This is a genomic window from Aerosakkonema sp. BLCC-F183 (assembly GCF_041929145.1).
Classification (GTDB): domain Bacteria; phylum Cyanobacteriota; class Cyanobacteriia; order Cyanobacteriales; family Aerosakkonemataceae; genus Aerosakkonema.
Genome location: NZ_JBHFNU010000069.1, coordinates 1 through 12,676 on the forward strand (window position 1 = coordinate 1; position 12,676 = coordinate 12,676).

14 protein-coding genes are annotated in these 12,676 nt (G+C 43.6%); 10 read left to right on the forward strand and 4 right to left on the reverse strand.

The window, feature by feature from the left end:
• The 9 genes from ACE1CD_RS20635 to ACE1CD_RS20675 all read left to right on the forward strand — a co-directional run.
• Positions 1-386, forward strand: a 386-nt coding sequence (locus ACE1CD_RS20635) for a DUF29 domain-containing protein (protein ID WP_374826091.1), incomplete at its 5' end; no start/stop codon positions are given.
• Positions 387-416: 30 nt separating this feature from the next.
• Complete coding sequence (locus ACE1CD_RS20640) at positions 417-881, forward strand: DUF29 domain-containing protein (RefSeq protein ID WP_374826092.1); 465 nt, start codon at positions 417-419, stop codon at positions 879-881.
• Between the two features lie 144 nt (positions 882-1,025).
• A complete protein-coding gene (locus tag ACE1CD_RS20645) occupies positions 1,026-1,727 on the forward strand; it encodes an A/G-specific adenine glycosylase (RefSeq protein WP_374826093.1) in 702 nt (233 codons plus the stop codon).
• Between the two features lie 9 nt (positions 1,728-1,736).
• Positions 1,737-2,072 (forward strand): photosystem II reaction center protein Psb28, encoded by a 336-nt coding sequence (gene psb28 / locus ACE1CD_RS20650; RefSeq protein ID WP_374826094.1) that lies wholly within the window; start codon positions 1,737-1,739, stop codon positions 2,070-2,072.
• A gap of 60 nt (positions 2,073-2,132) precedes the next feature.
• Entirely contained in the window at positions 2,133-2,651 is a 519-nt protein-coding gene (locus tag ACE1CD_RS20655; protein ID WP_374826095.1) for a molybdenum cofactor biosynthesis protein B, read from the forward strand.
• 43 nt (positions 2,652-2,694) lie between these two features.
• Positions 2,695-3,399, forward strand: coding sequence for a YdcF family protein (locus ACE1CD_RS20660; protein WP_374826096.1), 705 nt, complete (start codon positions 2,695-2,697; stop codon positions 3,397-3,399).
• 23 nt (positions 3,400-3,422) lie between these two features.
• Positions 3,423-4,367, forward strand: a complete 945-nt coding sequence (locus tag ACE1CD_RS20665) for a glycosyltransferase family A protein (RefSeq protein ID WP_374793947.1) — start codon at positions 3,423-3,425, stop codon at positions 4,365-4,367.
• Between the two features lie 16 nt (positions 4,368-4,383).
• Entirely contained in the window at positions 4,384-4,791 is a 408-nt protein-coding gene (locus ACE1CD_RS20670; RefSeq protein ID WP_374793946.1) for a hypothetical protein, read from the forward strand.
• Between the two features lie 129 nt (positions 4,792-4,920).
• Positions 4,921-5,421, forward strand: coding sequence for a glycosyltransferase (locus ACE1CD_RS20675; protein WP_374793945.1), 501 nt, complete (start codon positions 4,921-4,923; stop codon positions 5,419-5,421).
• A gap of 28 nt (positions 5,422-5,449) precedes the next feature.
• Here ACE1CD_RS20675 and recJ read toward each other — a convergent pair whose 3' ends face one another.
• The 4 genes from recJ to ACE1CD_RS20695 all read right to left on the reverse strand — a co-directional run bounded on the left by recJ (position 5,450) and on the right by ACE1CD_RS20695 (position 11,090).
• A complete protein-coding gene (gene recJ, locus ACE1CD_RS20680; protein WP_374793944.1) occupies positions 5,450-7,933 on the reverse strand; it encodes a single-stranded-DNA-specific exonuclease RecJ in 2,484 nt (827 codons plus the stop codon).
• A 45-nt stretch (positions 7,934-7,978) separates the two neighbouring features.
• Positions 7,979-8,632: a GNAT family N-acetyltransferase gene (locus tag ACE1CD_RS20685; protein ID WP_374793943.1), complete on the reverse strand. Its 654-nt coding sequence runs from the start codon at positions 8,630-8,632 to the stop codon at positions 7,979-7,981.
• A gap of 293 nt (positions 8,633-8,925) precedes the next feature.
• On the reverse strand, positions 8,926-10,587 hold the full coding sequence (locus ACE1CD_RS20690; RefSeq protein ID WP_374826097.1) for a dynamin family protein: 1,662 nt from the start codon (positions 10,585-10,587) through the stop codon (positions 8,926-8,928).
• A gap of 80 nt (positions 10,588-10,667) precedes the next feature.
• Positions 10,668-11,090 carry a DUF1348 family protein gene (locus ACE1CD_RS20695; RefSeq protein ID WP_374793941.1) on the reverse strand — a complete coding sequence of 141 codons (423 nt, stop codon included), beginning with the start codon at positions 11,088-11,090 and terminating at the stop codon, positions 10,668-10,670.
• Between the two features lie 297 nt (positions 11,091-11,387).
• Between ACE1CD_RS20695 and ACE1CD_RS20700 the strand changes: the two genes are divergently transcribed.
• Positions 11,388-12,638: a DUF4336 domain-containing protein gene (locus ACE1CD_RS20700; RefSeq protein ID WP_374826098.1), complete on the forward strand. Its 1,251-nt coding sequence runs from the start codon at positions 11,388-11,390 to the stop codon at positions 12,636-12,638.
• The last annotated feature ends 38 nt before the right edge of the window (positions 12,639-12,676 follow it).

Below are 12,676 nucleotides of genomic sequence, written 5' to 3' on the forward strand. Positions count from 1 at the left end.
TCCGAGATAGAAAGTGGGATTTTTTGGATATCGCAAATTTGGTTGAGGAGATCGAATCTTTGGGTAAGCAAGAACGACAGGAATTGAGGAATCGTTTGGGCGTTTTGTTAGGGCATTTGCTAAAGTGGGAATTTCAGTCCAGTCATCGTTCTAAAAGTTGGGTTGCTACGATTCGAGAGCAACGCTATAAAATTTCTGATTTGCTTGCAGAAAGTCCTAGCTTGAAGCCTTATTTACCGGAAGCATTAGAGAAAGCTTACCAATATGGGTTGGCTTTGGCTGTGCGCGAAACATCTTTGGACTACGAAGATTTTCCTGTTGAATGTTCTTATAGTTTAGAGCAAGTATTAGATTCACAGTTTTTCCCAGGCGCACAAATTGAGTAAATTTAAACAATTGAAATAAGAGGCGATCGCATGAATGAAACCTACCAAGAATTTAAGGTGAATTCTCGACTGTACGAAACAGATTTCTACGCTTGGACGCAGGAACAAGCAAAGTTTCTTCGCGATGGGATATGGAATTGTTTAGATATTCCGAATTTGGTTGAGGAGATCGCATCTTTGGGTAAGCAAGAACGACAGGAATTGATAAATCGTTTGGGAGTTTTATTGGGACATCTGCTTAAGTGGGAATTCCAGTGTGAGTTACGCTCTAAAAGTTGGTTGGCCACGATTCGGTCACAGCGCCGTCGTATTCACAGATTGCTTAAACAAAGCCCCAGTTTAAAGCCTTTTTTACCTGAAGCATTAGAGGAAGGTTATCAGGATGGACTGGATTTAGCTGTGCGCGAAACGTCTTTGGACTACGAAGATTTTCCTGTTGAATGTTCTTATAGTTTAGAGCGAGTATTAGATTCAGAGTTTTTTCCAGGAGAATAGTAATAAGATATTTTCCATTATTTTAAATAATCTGGAGGCAGAGCCTCATAGAAATCGTTCCCAGGTTCAACCTGGGAACGAGGAAAAATCCTTCCAGTGGGAAGGGAGTAATCCAAAATCCAAAATCTAAAATCCAAAATCGAAATGATTGATAACCAATTACCAATTAGCAAATTGAGATGGTTTCGCCGCCAGTTAAAAGCTTGGGCTTGTGGGCATTTGCGAAATTTTCCTTGGCGCAGGACAAAAGACCCTTATGCAATTTTAGTGGCAGAATTCTTGTTGCAAAAGACGAATGCAGATACAGTTGCTCCAGTTTACCAGAGGTTTATGGAGCGATATCCTACGCTTAATGCCTTAGCTGCTGCGCGAGAGGAAGATGTTACAATGCTGTTGCAGCCTTTGGGACTTAGGTTTCGGGCCGATCGCCTGCGTCAGTCTACCCAGCTGATCTTGAAAAATTATCAGGGAAAGATCCCCAAAACAGAAGCTCAGCTGCTGAAATTGCCCGGTGTGGGAAAATATACAGCGCGATCGATCTGCGCCCATGCTTTCGGACAGCGCAAGGCGGTACTGGATACCAACGTAGCGCGGATTTTCGAGCGGTTTTTTGGATTGTCCGGCGGTCGGGTAAAATGGCGATCGCAAGAACTACAGTCGGCGGTGGAACAAGTTGCACCTGCAACAAATGTGGGAATGTGGAATTTGACGCTGTTGGACTTTGGGGCGGCAGTTTGCACAGCTAGGCAGCCTCGTTGCGGTGAGTGTCCCTTGCAAGAGCAATGTCAATATGCTCGCGAGAGTAACATTAATGAGAAGATAATTAATAAACCGATTTATATGTGAATAGCAATCATGGCTCAAATTCAGTTTTCCAGAGGCATCAATGAAGACGTCGTGCCCGAAGTTAAGCTCACCCGTTCGCGGGATAACAGCAACGGTACGGCTACGTTTTATTTCCAAAATCCCAAGGCTCTGAGCCAAACCAGCACAGACGAGATTACTGGGATGTACCTGATTGATGAGGAAGGCGAATTAGTCATAAAGGATGTAAAAGCTAAATTCATCAACGGTAAACCAGAGGCACTGGAAGCTTTTTATGGGATGAAATCGGTTGAAGAATGGGATCGTTTTATGCGATTCATGAATCGCTATGCTGAAGAGCATGGTTTAGGATTTACCAAATCATAATTGATCGTCGGTCATCGGTCAAGTTGACCGATGACCGAGCGGTAATAAGTAACAGCAAGTATGACTAAAACTCCTCATCCCGATTCATCTAATATTACTGTAAATTGCGCGGTAATTACTGTCAGCGATACGCGCACTTCAGAAACAGATCGCAGTGGCAATTTAATTAAAGAGTTACTGTTAGATGCAGGTCATGCGGTAGCAGCTTATGCAATTCTCAAGGATGAACCGACGCAGATTCAAGAACAAATGTTAAGCTTGGGTAATCGCCCGGATTTGCAAGCTTTGATTTTTAATGGCGGGACTGGCATTGCGCCACGAGATACGACCTACGATGCGATCGAACGAAAGCTGGAAAAAACTTTACCTGGTTTTGGGGAGTTGTTTCGCTGGCTGAGTTATCAGGAAATCGGTTCGCGGGCGATCGCATCTAGGGCAGTAGCCGGGGTGTATAAAAACAAACTGGTATTTTCTGTTCCCGGTTCTACCAATGCGGTAAAACTGGCTGTAGAAAAACTGATTTTGCCAGAACTGGTTCATCTTGTTACCCAGCTTGGCAGCACATCGACAGGACATTAAGGCAGAATAGAAAGTATGCGCGATCGTCGTCTTCAAAATTCCTATGCAGCCAAAAATCTCGATTCGCCGTAATCTGTTGGGTTTAATTCGCAATCGATTTGTTTTGGTAGGACTGAGTGGCTTATGCCTCATACTGGGAATTTGGCTGATAAATATTGGTATAATTTTGCAGAAGGCATCGCAAGGGCCTGTCGATGCTTTTCTCGTACTGGGAGGTAGTATCACCAGAGAGATTTATGTAGCTGAATTGGCAAAACAATATCCCCAAACCCCAATAATTATTTCTGGAGGCTCAAAAGACCCCTGCATTTTGCTAATTTTTCGACGTGCAAATGCTCCTATGCAAAATGTTTTGTTAGAAAAGTGTGCTAAGACCACTTTTGGTAACTTTTACTTCAGTCAGCCAATCCTCAGTCAGTGGCAGGTTCATAAGGTGAAATTGATTACCTCTCTCACCCATTTGCCAAGGGCGAAGTGGTTGGCGCAAATTATCTTAGGATCGCATGGAATTTGGGTAGAACCAGATATCGTTAAAGAGCAGGGGATTCCTGGCAATCGGGAGTCATTTCTCTTAACTGCCTGGGGATTGACTCGCAGTTTGTCCTGGGCTGTCATCAGTCAATTTTACTCTCCCAAATGTTCGGAATTGACTAAATTAACAGAGATAAACCTCAAAGCTTGGCAGGCGCAAGGTTTTACGGTAAAGAGACAGTGCGAACGCCAAGCAAATCTACAGGAGATTTTGTAAATAATTTAATTGGGGTTGTGGAAATGAAGCAAAAATCTATTCTTTCTATTGTTACTCCTACTACAGGCAAATATTCTGATTATTGGTTAGAACAGTTATTGAAGGTAAAGGGAAATGTTGAATTTGTTTTAGTTTATTACCCCAACATCCCAATTCGACCGGTAGATGACCCCAGAGTCAAAATTTTAACAAGCCCTTACAAAGGCGAGATGATGCAACGGTTTGTCGGTTTGCTAAATGCTACTGGCGAATATGTTCTGGCTTTAGATGATGATGACTTCGTACATCCAGATGTGGAAGAATTAACAAAGAACTATTTTCATCAATTTCCTGAAAGTTGGGTGCTGAGGTTGAAAAAGGAGAATATTGATTTTAAAGATGAGGAACGCATTAAAAAAGAATGGGATGCTATCCCTGACGTTACTCAACTGGAAGTCTGCCAAAAAACACCAGAAAATCCCTATCCTTATCAGCAAGGAAATTATCGGGGATTGCTGGAAATTCCAGTCGCTCCTTTAGACAAAAATTTGGATATTCAATACATATTATGGCCTTTTGGAGAGAGAAAAGATAATTTTGGCTATCATTTTGAGAATTTCAATAATATTGTTTGGAAAAACGAGCTAGTTCAAAAAGCCCTTCCCGATTTATCGCAGGCAACAAAAGTACTGGGAGCGATCACCTGGATACCTTCAACTGGTTTCGATCGCTTGTTGGGTTTATTTGTACAGGCTAAATTCTTTGAGAAGGATGCCATTATCGGTCACTGGATGCCAAAACCAGAACAAATTAGATACATCGATAAGCCTGCTGCCCTAAAACCACCGAGATTTCATGTGATTTCAGATGTACTTTTAGTTAAATATTTTCCCCAGTATGGATACCTGTGGAATTTGTTTTTTAGCAAATTATATGGGGTGCCGAGAGCGTTGGGTAAAGCAGCAAAGTGGAAACTATCAAACAAATAAAACCGCAGTCATCTCTATGATTGATAAATTACCGCCAATATATTTTTACATTCCTCAATCTGACTGGCCTGAAGGCGAAATTCCGAAGAGTGCCGATACGTACTGGCGGGGTTTTGGGCGCGGTATATATTCCTGGGTTCTACAAACCTACCTTTATCTGAAAGCCGATAGTTTTCCCTGCGAGCTCGTCGGAACAATGCCGACGGAAGGGATTGTTTTGGCTCATCGAGACTCTCTTCCAGATAGGTTAAAGAAACCCGGACAAAAATTACTAATTGTTTGTTTGCAGGCAGAACGTGAGCCACATCCCTACACGCACTTACAAGTGGTGCAAAATCCTCGACAGTTGCACATCCAATCTAAAGTCTTGTGGCAGAATTATTATCTACCGCTTTGGCGACAGCCGGGGCTAATGAATGGCTAGCCGGGGCTAATTAGACGAGATCCGGTACGTGGCGATCGCTTTGAAAATATTGCTTATTTTGGCCATGAAAGAAATTTAGCACCGGAATTAAAAGAACCTTCTTGGCACGAACAACTCAAGGAATTGGGTTTGCGTTTTCAAATAGTCAATCGCGATCGCTGGCACGACTTCAGCGATATTGATGCTATTCTGGCTGTGCGTAGCTTCGATGAGCAATATTACACCTCAAAACCCGCGACAAAGCTGTATAACGCTTGGCACGCTGGTTTACCGGCAATTCTAGGTCGCGAGACTTCATTCCAAACCGAACGCAAAAACGAACTGGATTTTATTGAGGTAACCTCGGTTCAAGAAGCGATCGCCGCTTTGGTGCGCCTTCGAGATGACAAAAATCTGCGTCATGCTATGGTCGAAAATGGTCGAGTTCGTGCTGAAGAAACTCAGCCGGAAAACCTGGTTAAACGATGGCGAAATTTCCTGACCGATGTAGCAGTTCCAGCCTACGAACGTTGGTGCAGCGCATCCAATTTAAGTCGGCAAACTCTTTTGCAGCGCCAATACATAGATTTAAAAATACACCGGATGCGAAATCGCATCCTTTCATTGGTATCCCCGTTCAAACGCGGTTAGAGTTATCAATAAATTGATAGTCATTAACCTAATCATTTTGAAAAAAAGTGTTTTGGTTGACTACCGATCGAACGATCTCTAAAGGAACTTCATAGAAATACTGGCGGCGAAATTGTTCTTCTCGCACAGCTGCTAAAAATTGTGCGATCGCACTATAAATTTGCCCCTCCAAACTCGATACGTCTAACTGAGTATTTCCCGTAATCTTAAAGTTACCATCCCCATTTTTGACCTCAAAACCTATTTGAGTTAATGTTTGCAACCCTAAGAGCAAGGTAGTATCGCCAATACCGAGTTTCTGTTGCAATTGAGCTTGTGTAGCTGTTTTACCGGTACGGCTGAGATATTTGGCAATTCCTACGAGATTTTGCCAAACTTGGCTGGGAGGTATTTGAGGCGGTGGTGGATAAGCAATGGCTAATTTCTGTTTTGTCTGCAAAGCGCGTCGAAACCACAATTGCAAATCATCCCAGTTGCTCGGACATTCTCTAACTATCAAAGTTTTCTCATTAATTTGAGATTTCCGATTGGAGATTTCCGATTGAATGATGTCTTCTTCAATTGGCAGCTTTAAATGGTCTATTTGCAATTCATCTGCTTTATTTCGCCAGTCTAAAATCCACTCTGTTTGACTGAGATCGGGACTGAATAAGGTAAAGTTTGATTGGCGCGATCGCACAGCAATTAACCGCACTTCATAGCGCTTATTGTAGGTGTTAAAGTCAAGTTCTACAACTGCATCGCATTGTCCTGGCGGAATTTCGTCTTTGTAGTGACCCCACCAAACACCGGGAAATCCAATTTGAGCAGAGCGATCGCAAATTTGAAACTCGGTTTTAATATATTGAACCTTTTTTCCCGTTGCATCCTGAATATTGCGATTCTTGATATTCTCAAACCAGCAATCTTGAATTACCAACTGCGGTACGGAGTTGCCCATACCGCAGGGTTCTAAAAGTTTCAGTTCGCGAAACAAATTTATGCCTAACTCAGCTACAGTTACGACCAAATCTGCTGAGATTATTCTGGTTCCTAATTTACCGTCTTCTCCGCCAATTTGTTGTCGCAATTGTTGATTTATCGCCTCTGTAAATAGGGAAATATTCTCAACGGGAATACTCAAACCAGCCGCCAAGGGATGACCGCCAAAACGATCTAAAAGGTGCGCTTGAGCTTTCACCAATTGGTAAAGGTCGATTTGATTGACCGATCGCGCAGAACCCCTAGCAATTTTAGATTTTGGATTTGGGATTTTAGATTGAGGAATCTCCTCATTATTTTCTATGTTTTCTTCGGCTTCGGCTTCTTCTAGACTTAATAGAATGGCGGGAAGAGCGGTTTGTTGAGCAACTTGACCGGCGACTAAACCCAAAACGCCCACAGGCCAACCCATTTCTGTGAGTACAATAATGCTAGTTGTCGATAAATCTAATTGTGCTAATTTTTGGACTGCTTGCTGTTCGACATCTTTTTGTAATGACTTGCGGCGGGCGTTAGCTAATTCGGTTTCCCGTGCCAATTTTTCGACGCGATCGATCTCCCGACTGGTGAGCAATTCCACGCAGAAGCTAGCATCCCCTTGTATGCGACTGACAGCATTAATGCGGGGGCCAATTCCGAACGAAATATCGGTTGGGCGATCGCCACTTTTCTTGCAAAATTCCAGCAAATTTCCGACGCCAGGACGCCGCCGCAATTTTGGCGGTTTCTGTAAATCTTCTTGCAGTTTTTCTATTCCCAATTGTGCTAAATAGCGACAATCGCCTTTCAAATTAACCAAATCGGCAATTAACCCAATTGCTACTAAATCCAACAAATCTTCTAAAGGCTGTTTGGGAATATTTGGCAGAGTTTGATAAAGCGCTTCTATCAATTTATAAGCAACAGCAACTCCGGAAAGATTAAATAGCTGGTGTGACGGCGACAAATTACGGGGATTGATCATAGCCGTTACTGGTGGACGTTCTGGCAGCAGCGTGTGATGATCTGTGACAATTATATCGATTCCCAATTCACGAGCGTATTCAATTTCGCTCAAATTCGTGCTGCCAGTGTCGCAAGTAACTATCAGTTTTACTCCCCGTTGCGCGAGGGCAGCAATTCCCTGACAGTTCAATCCGTGGGATTCTGTCAGGCGATTGGGAACGTAGTAGAATAAGTTAATATTTTGGGCAAAAAATTGTCCCAATCCATCCCATAAAACGGCAGTTGAAGTGATGCCATCGGCATCAAAATCTCCCCAAATTGCCACAAGTTCAACCGCATTTATAGCTTGCCGCAATCTTTCGATCGCCCAGTGCATTTCCTGACCGAATTCAAAGGGACTGGCTGGTTTGTACAGATCGGGTTTCAAAAATCCTGCCAGATGTTCGGCGTCGCGAATTCCGCGCTGCCATAGCAATTGGGCAGCATAATTTCCCGGTAATTCTGCGTACTGTCTGACTGCTTGAACGAACCACTCTGGCGGTTCAATTTTTGGCTGAATTTGCCAATGAAGTTGCTGTTCTGGCATTTGTTTGTGTGATATTTGAGTAAATTAGCAAGTCAGCGATATGTATTATGAAAGTGAGGGTCGATCGGCACTGTCATCAGCAGGCGATGAGGGTTCGGTTACCATTACTTTGCTAGCGGCTTCGCTGACAATTTCTTGAGGTTTATTGGTGGGGCGACGACGCGATCGACTGTAGGCTGCCCTTTCCGCTTTTTCTCGTTCGTAAGAAATCAATCTGCCATAATAATCGTGCTTGCTTAAATTCATCGATAAGAAAACGTGCTGACGGGTATTGCCAAAACCTTTGCGGTTAAAAAATTTCACTGCTGGGATATTCGCCGGATCGGTATCTACCATCATGAAACGCACCCCATCTTCGATCATGCGTTCCACTAGCTTATCAACCAGTTTATCGCCCACACCCCGACGCTGAAAGTTAGGATTAACTCCCAGCCAGATAATATATCCATAAGTCCACGATGGCTTGTTAATAATCGTTCCCAAGATAAAACCTGCGAGTCGATCGTCTATTTCTGCAACCAAACAGTATTCGGGGTCGGTATTATAAAGTCCGAGTACCTCCCATTCATCCCACGTTCGATATAAATAAGGATACAAATCGCTGGTAAACACATCTTCGCCCAAGTGGTACACGGGGGCAAGGTCATCAATTTCCATGTTGCGAACGTGAATCGAGTTGTAGTTATCAATGTTGGTCATAAATAAAATGTTGTTAGTTTTTTCATCTCTAACTATTAATGTACATTAGAGTGGGAGCGATCGAAAGTTAACGATAGGTAGGCGATATCCCCGACTTCTCCCAGAAATCGGGGATATCTGTGCTATCTCTGGACAAAGTTTGTGTCATATTGTGTCCGGTTGCATCGGTAGTAGATGAGTAATGCGGAAATTATCTGTGGGAATCGAGGGTGAAATTTTTACCGCAGATGTAGGCAGATAAACGCAGATGAACGCAGATAAGAGAGGGGTTTTTTATGCTACGGGACACGCTCTCAGTTGATAGATTGCAATTCTCGATCGAGGTTCTGCAAGCAAGTATTTAACAAGTTTAGTTGATGGCGCTTGTTGGTAAGTTCTGGCGTCAGGTCGGGGATTTTAAAATTAAGAACTTTTGCGGCTTTTTCTTCATACTGGTGCAGTGCTGAAAGCGCTTCGCTACTGAAGCGAGTTAGATAATCTTTTGCCGCATCGGTATAAAGTTGTGCAGCTTGATTTTGATAAGCATTGCTTGACGATCCTTGCTTGTCTTGTTTGATATTTTTATTCAAAAGATAAGCTGCACCGCCAAGAACTGCCGCTCCTATTGGCCCACCCGCAACCCAACCCAAACCAGTCGCTACAGCTACGGGAGCAGTATCGCTTAGATTATCCGAACTTGTTGGTTTATTCGGTAAAGTTACTTGTGGGTGCGATGGAAATGAAATTGATAGTTCTGCGGGTTGAGTGTAATTGAAAAACTCGCAAGCTTGGCCGATCCATTTGACAATTTCCTGTTGATGTTTTTCCACTGTTGGTTTGAAAAAGTCGCGTTCCCAGGTAATAAATTGATTTTGTTGAAGTGCGGCGGTGGCTTCGGATTGATAGCGATATAAAATTGTTTGTTCGTGCAGCCAGTCTCGGAATTCTTTAACGCTGGTTGCAAATCCTTGTTTAATTAGATTTTCGGCTTTTTGTTGAATCTGAATTTTGGTATTGCGCTTATTTTCAGCGGTTTCTACTTCGGTGGCAAGAGGTTGTATTTTGGCTTGTAATATTTGCTTGATTTGAGAGCCGATCGCAACGACACGCGGCAGCCGCACATCGCCCATTTGCTCCTGTTTTACTGCTAAAATACTTTGTAGAGCCGATTCAAAACCAGCCAGTCCGCTACTTTGTGCAGCCGCGACATCTCCTTTTAATCTCGCTCTCAAAGCAGGTAGCGCATCAACGCGATAAAGGTTGCTGATATTTGTCGGTAAATCGGCGCGAAAACTTTCGGCTAAAAAACGCAAACGTTTGTAAACTTCTTTTTGGTCTTCCGGTTCGAGTAAGTTGAGGAAGTTAACAACAAAAACAATCGTTTTAATGCCTCTATCTAACAGCCAATCGCGCAATTTCTCTCGTTCCCCTAATGTCATTAACTGACGACCGTCTAACACTTGCACGATTAAATCTGCGGTGAGGAGTTTGTCGCGCACTAAACTGTCTTGTTCTTCGCGATCGTTCGTTCCGGGTAAGTCGAGTAATTCGACATTATTTTGCAGAAATGGATGAGGACAAAAAACTTGCACCGAGGCGACATCATCTCGCATTCTGCGATCGCCATCTAGGATAGCAAATTGCTTGAGAATTTCCGTACCGCTTTCATTAATTTCTCTGCCATTCGTCATTGTAATGCGAGTTCTGAGCTCATTTCCGTACTTGACGTAAATAGCAGCACCGGTAGTGGGGATAATGTCGATCGGCAAAGCGCGGTTTCCCAGGATAGCGTTGATTAAGGTTGACTTGCCGTAATTAAACGGGCCAAAAACAGCAATCCGAAAACCGGGATTGGCGAGATGGTTGCAGACAGATGTCACATCTCGGTAAAGCTGGGAGTTTCGATCGAGTTCCAGCAAACCCAAAGCAGATTGAAGACTATTTACAAGGTTGTGATGAAATTCCTGCTGTTGCATACTAATAAAATTGAAAATTTAAAATTATTGTGACATTTTTAGTGTTTCTCAAGGCAGAATATAGTTATGTTCGGTCACAACTAACGTGACCACCGAAACTTGCGCTCCGATTCCAGAATCGGCAGATCGTTGATACTAGCTTCTCGCCGTTGCATCAATCCATTCGGGGCAAATTCCCACTGTTCGTTGCCATAAGCACGATACCACTGACCGGAATCGGTATGATATTCATATTCAAATTTGACAGAGATGCGATTATCGGTGAAACTCCATATTTCTTTTTTAAGTCGATAATCCAGTTCTGTATTCCATTTACGGGTGAGAAATTCTCGAATCTTCTCCCTTCCAGTGAAAAATTCAGCCCGATTTCGCCAAACTGAATCTTCCGTGTAAGCCAACGCAACTCGTTCGGGGTCGCGAGTATTCCAAGCATCCTCAGCCGCTTGTACTTTCGCTCTTGCAGTTTCCAAAGTAAAAGGAGGTAAAGGCGGTCTAGTTTCCATTGTGAATTTCTCCTCATTGATGTTGTGAAGTATATCCTGTTAGAAAGAGTTGTGGAAAAGTAGAAATACCCCTGCCCCCTTCCCTGCCCCCTGCCCCCTAAAGTTGTTGCGATCGCACCAAACCAAAACATGAGGATAATTGTCTGGGAAAATCTTACCATCAGGAGGGAGGGCAACATCAGGGAAAACTGCCACATCTGCGATCGTTGGATGTCCCAATTCTAACCTTGCAAGTACAACCTTACAGATAATTTTCAAGTTCCATATCTAAAAATTTAGGAGATGGGAGAGAGAAGCGTGGAATCGATCGAATCACTTCCAAAAGGGCAAAAAATCAAACAGCAACAGGTTAGTTCGAGCATTAATTCTGGAGACTGGTCATGGCATTTTTGGCCTCTGGTGCCGCTCTATCCCTACAGCAAGCGCCGTACAGTTCGTACAGAAGCGATCGAAGATAGCGTCTGGACATTCGATCAAATACAAGGCATCTTGTACACTGCCGTACCGATTCGCATGACCGCTGTCAAGCTCTCAAAAGGCGGTCTGCTAGTTTATGCGCCAATTGCGCCCACAAAAGAGTGCATACGCCTAGTTAGGGAATTAGAAGCTATTCACGGCGATGTTAAGTACATCATCCTGCCAACTGCCTCTGGCTTGGAACACAAAGTTTTTGTTGGCCCCTTTGCCAGACAATTTCCTTGGGCGCAGGTGTTTGTAACACCTTCTCAGTGGAGTTATCCCATAAACTTGCCTTTAAGTTGGCTGGGTTTTCCTCGAAATCGAACTCACATACTACCGGAAGACAGCAACTTGGCACCCTTTGCTGATGATTTTGAGTACGCCATATTGGATATCAATCTCGGACGCGGGTCGTTTGTGGAAGTGGCACTGTTCCACAAAAATACGCGCACGCTGCTGCTAACAGATACAGTGCTGGCAGTGCCAGAAGAACCGCCTCCAATCGTTCAATTAGACCCCTATCCCTTGCTGTTCCACGCCAGAGACACTGCCTTAAATGTAATTACTGATAGCGAGGAAAACCGCCGCAAAGGATGGCAGCGCATTTGCTTATTTGCACTTTACTTCGCACCGAGCGCATTGGAGCCAGTATCGCTCAAACAGGCGTTTCGCGATGCCTTGAAAGCACCGGATAGGTCGAGAAAAGCTTATTTTGGTTTGTTTCCGTTCCGATGGAAAGAGGACTGGAAGATATCGTTCTCACGACTGCGAGGAGGTGGAAGACCTTTTGTAGCTCCCATTTTGCAAACCTTCATTCTCGACCACGCACCGAGGAAAACCCTTGACTGGGCTGACAAGGTAGCAAGTTGGAATTTCCAGCAGATTATTCCCTGCCATTTTCATGCCCCTATTCAGACAAATCCGCATCAATTTAGACAGGCGTTCTCTTTTCTAGAAAACGAAGCTTTTGGAGGTGAAGCCCACAGCAGCAACCAACTTTTACCACCAGAAGACTTTGCTTTTATTATAGAACTGGAGCAAAAGTTGGATAAAAGAGGTATCACGCGATCGCCTTTACAAAAACTGTAAAGTAACTTGCGCCGAAGTCTTTGATTTTGAGCTTTCAC

What these genes read in the sequence shown, in the direction of transcription:
- ACE1CD_RS20670 (WP_374793946.1), top strand. Translation starts at nt 4,384, where the DNA reads ATGATTGATAAATTACCGCCAATATATTTTTACATTCCTCAATCTGAC.
- ACE1CD_RS20695 (WP_374793941.1), bottom strand. Translation starts at nt 11,090, where the DNA reads ATGGAAACTAGACCGCCTTTACCTCCTTTTACTTTGGAAACTGCAAGA.
- psb28 (WP_374826094.1), top strand. Translation starts at nt 1,737, where the DNA reads ATGGCTCAAATTCAGTTTTCCAGAGGCATCAATGAAGACGTCGTGCCC.
- ACE1CD_RS20645 (WP_374826093.1), top strand. Translation starts at nt 1,026, where the DNA reads ATGATTGATAACCAATTACCAATTAGCAAATTGAGATGGTTTCGCCGC.
- ACE1CD_RS20690 (WP_374826097.1), bottom strand. Translation starts at nt 10,587, where the DNA reads ATGCAACAGCAGGAATTTCATCACAACCTTGTAAATAGTCTTCAATCT.
- ACE1CD_RS20660 (WP_374826096.1), top strand. Translation starts at nt 2,695, where the DNA reads ATGCAGCCAAAAATCTCGATTCGCCGTAATCTGTTGGGTTTAATTCGC.
- ACE1CD_RS20685 (WP_374793943.1), bottom strand. Translation starts at nt 8,632, where the DNA reads ATGACCAACATTGATAACTACAACTCGATTCACGTTCGCAACATGGAA.
- recJ (WP_374793944.1), bottom strand. Translation starts at nt 7,933, where the DNA reads ATGCCAGAACAGCAACTTCATTGGCAAATTCAGCCAAAAATTGAACCG.
- ACE1CD_RS20665 (WP_374793947.1), top strand. Translation starts at nt 3,423, where the DNA reads ATGAAGCAAAAATCTATTCTTTCTATTGTTACTCCTACTACAGGCAAA.
- ACE1CD_RS20640 (WP_374826092.1), top strand. Translation starts at nt 417, where the DNA reads ATGAATGAAACCTACCAAGAATTTAAGGTGAATTCTCGACTGTACGAA.
- ACE1CD_RS20655 (WP_374826095.1), top strand. Translation starts at nt 2,133, where the DNA reads ATGACTAAAACTCCTCATCCCGATTCATCTAATATTACTGTAAATTGC.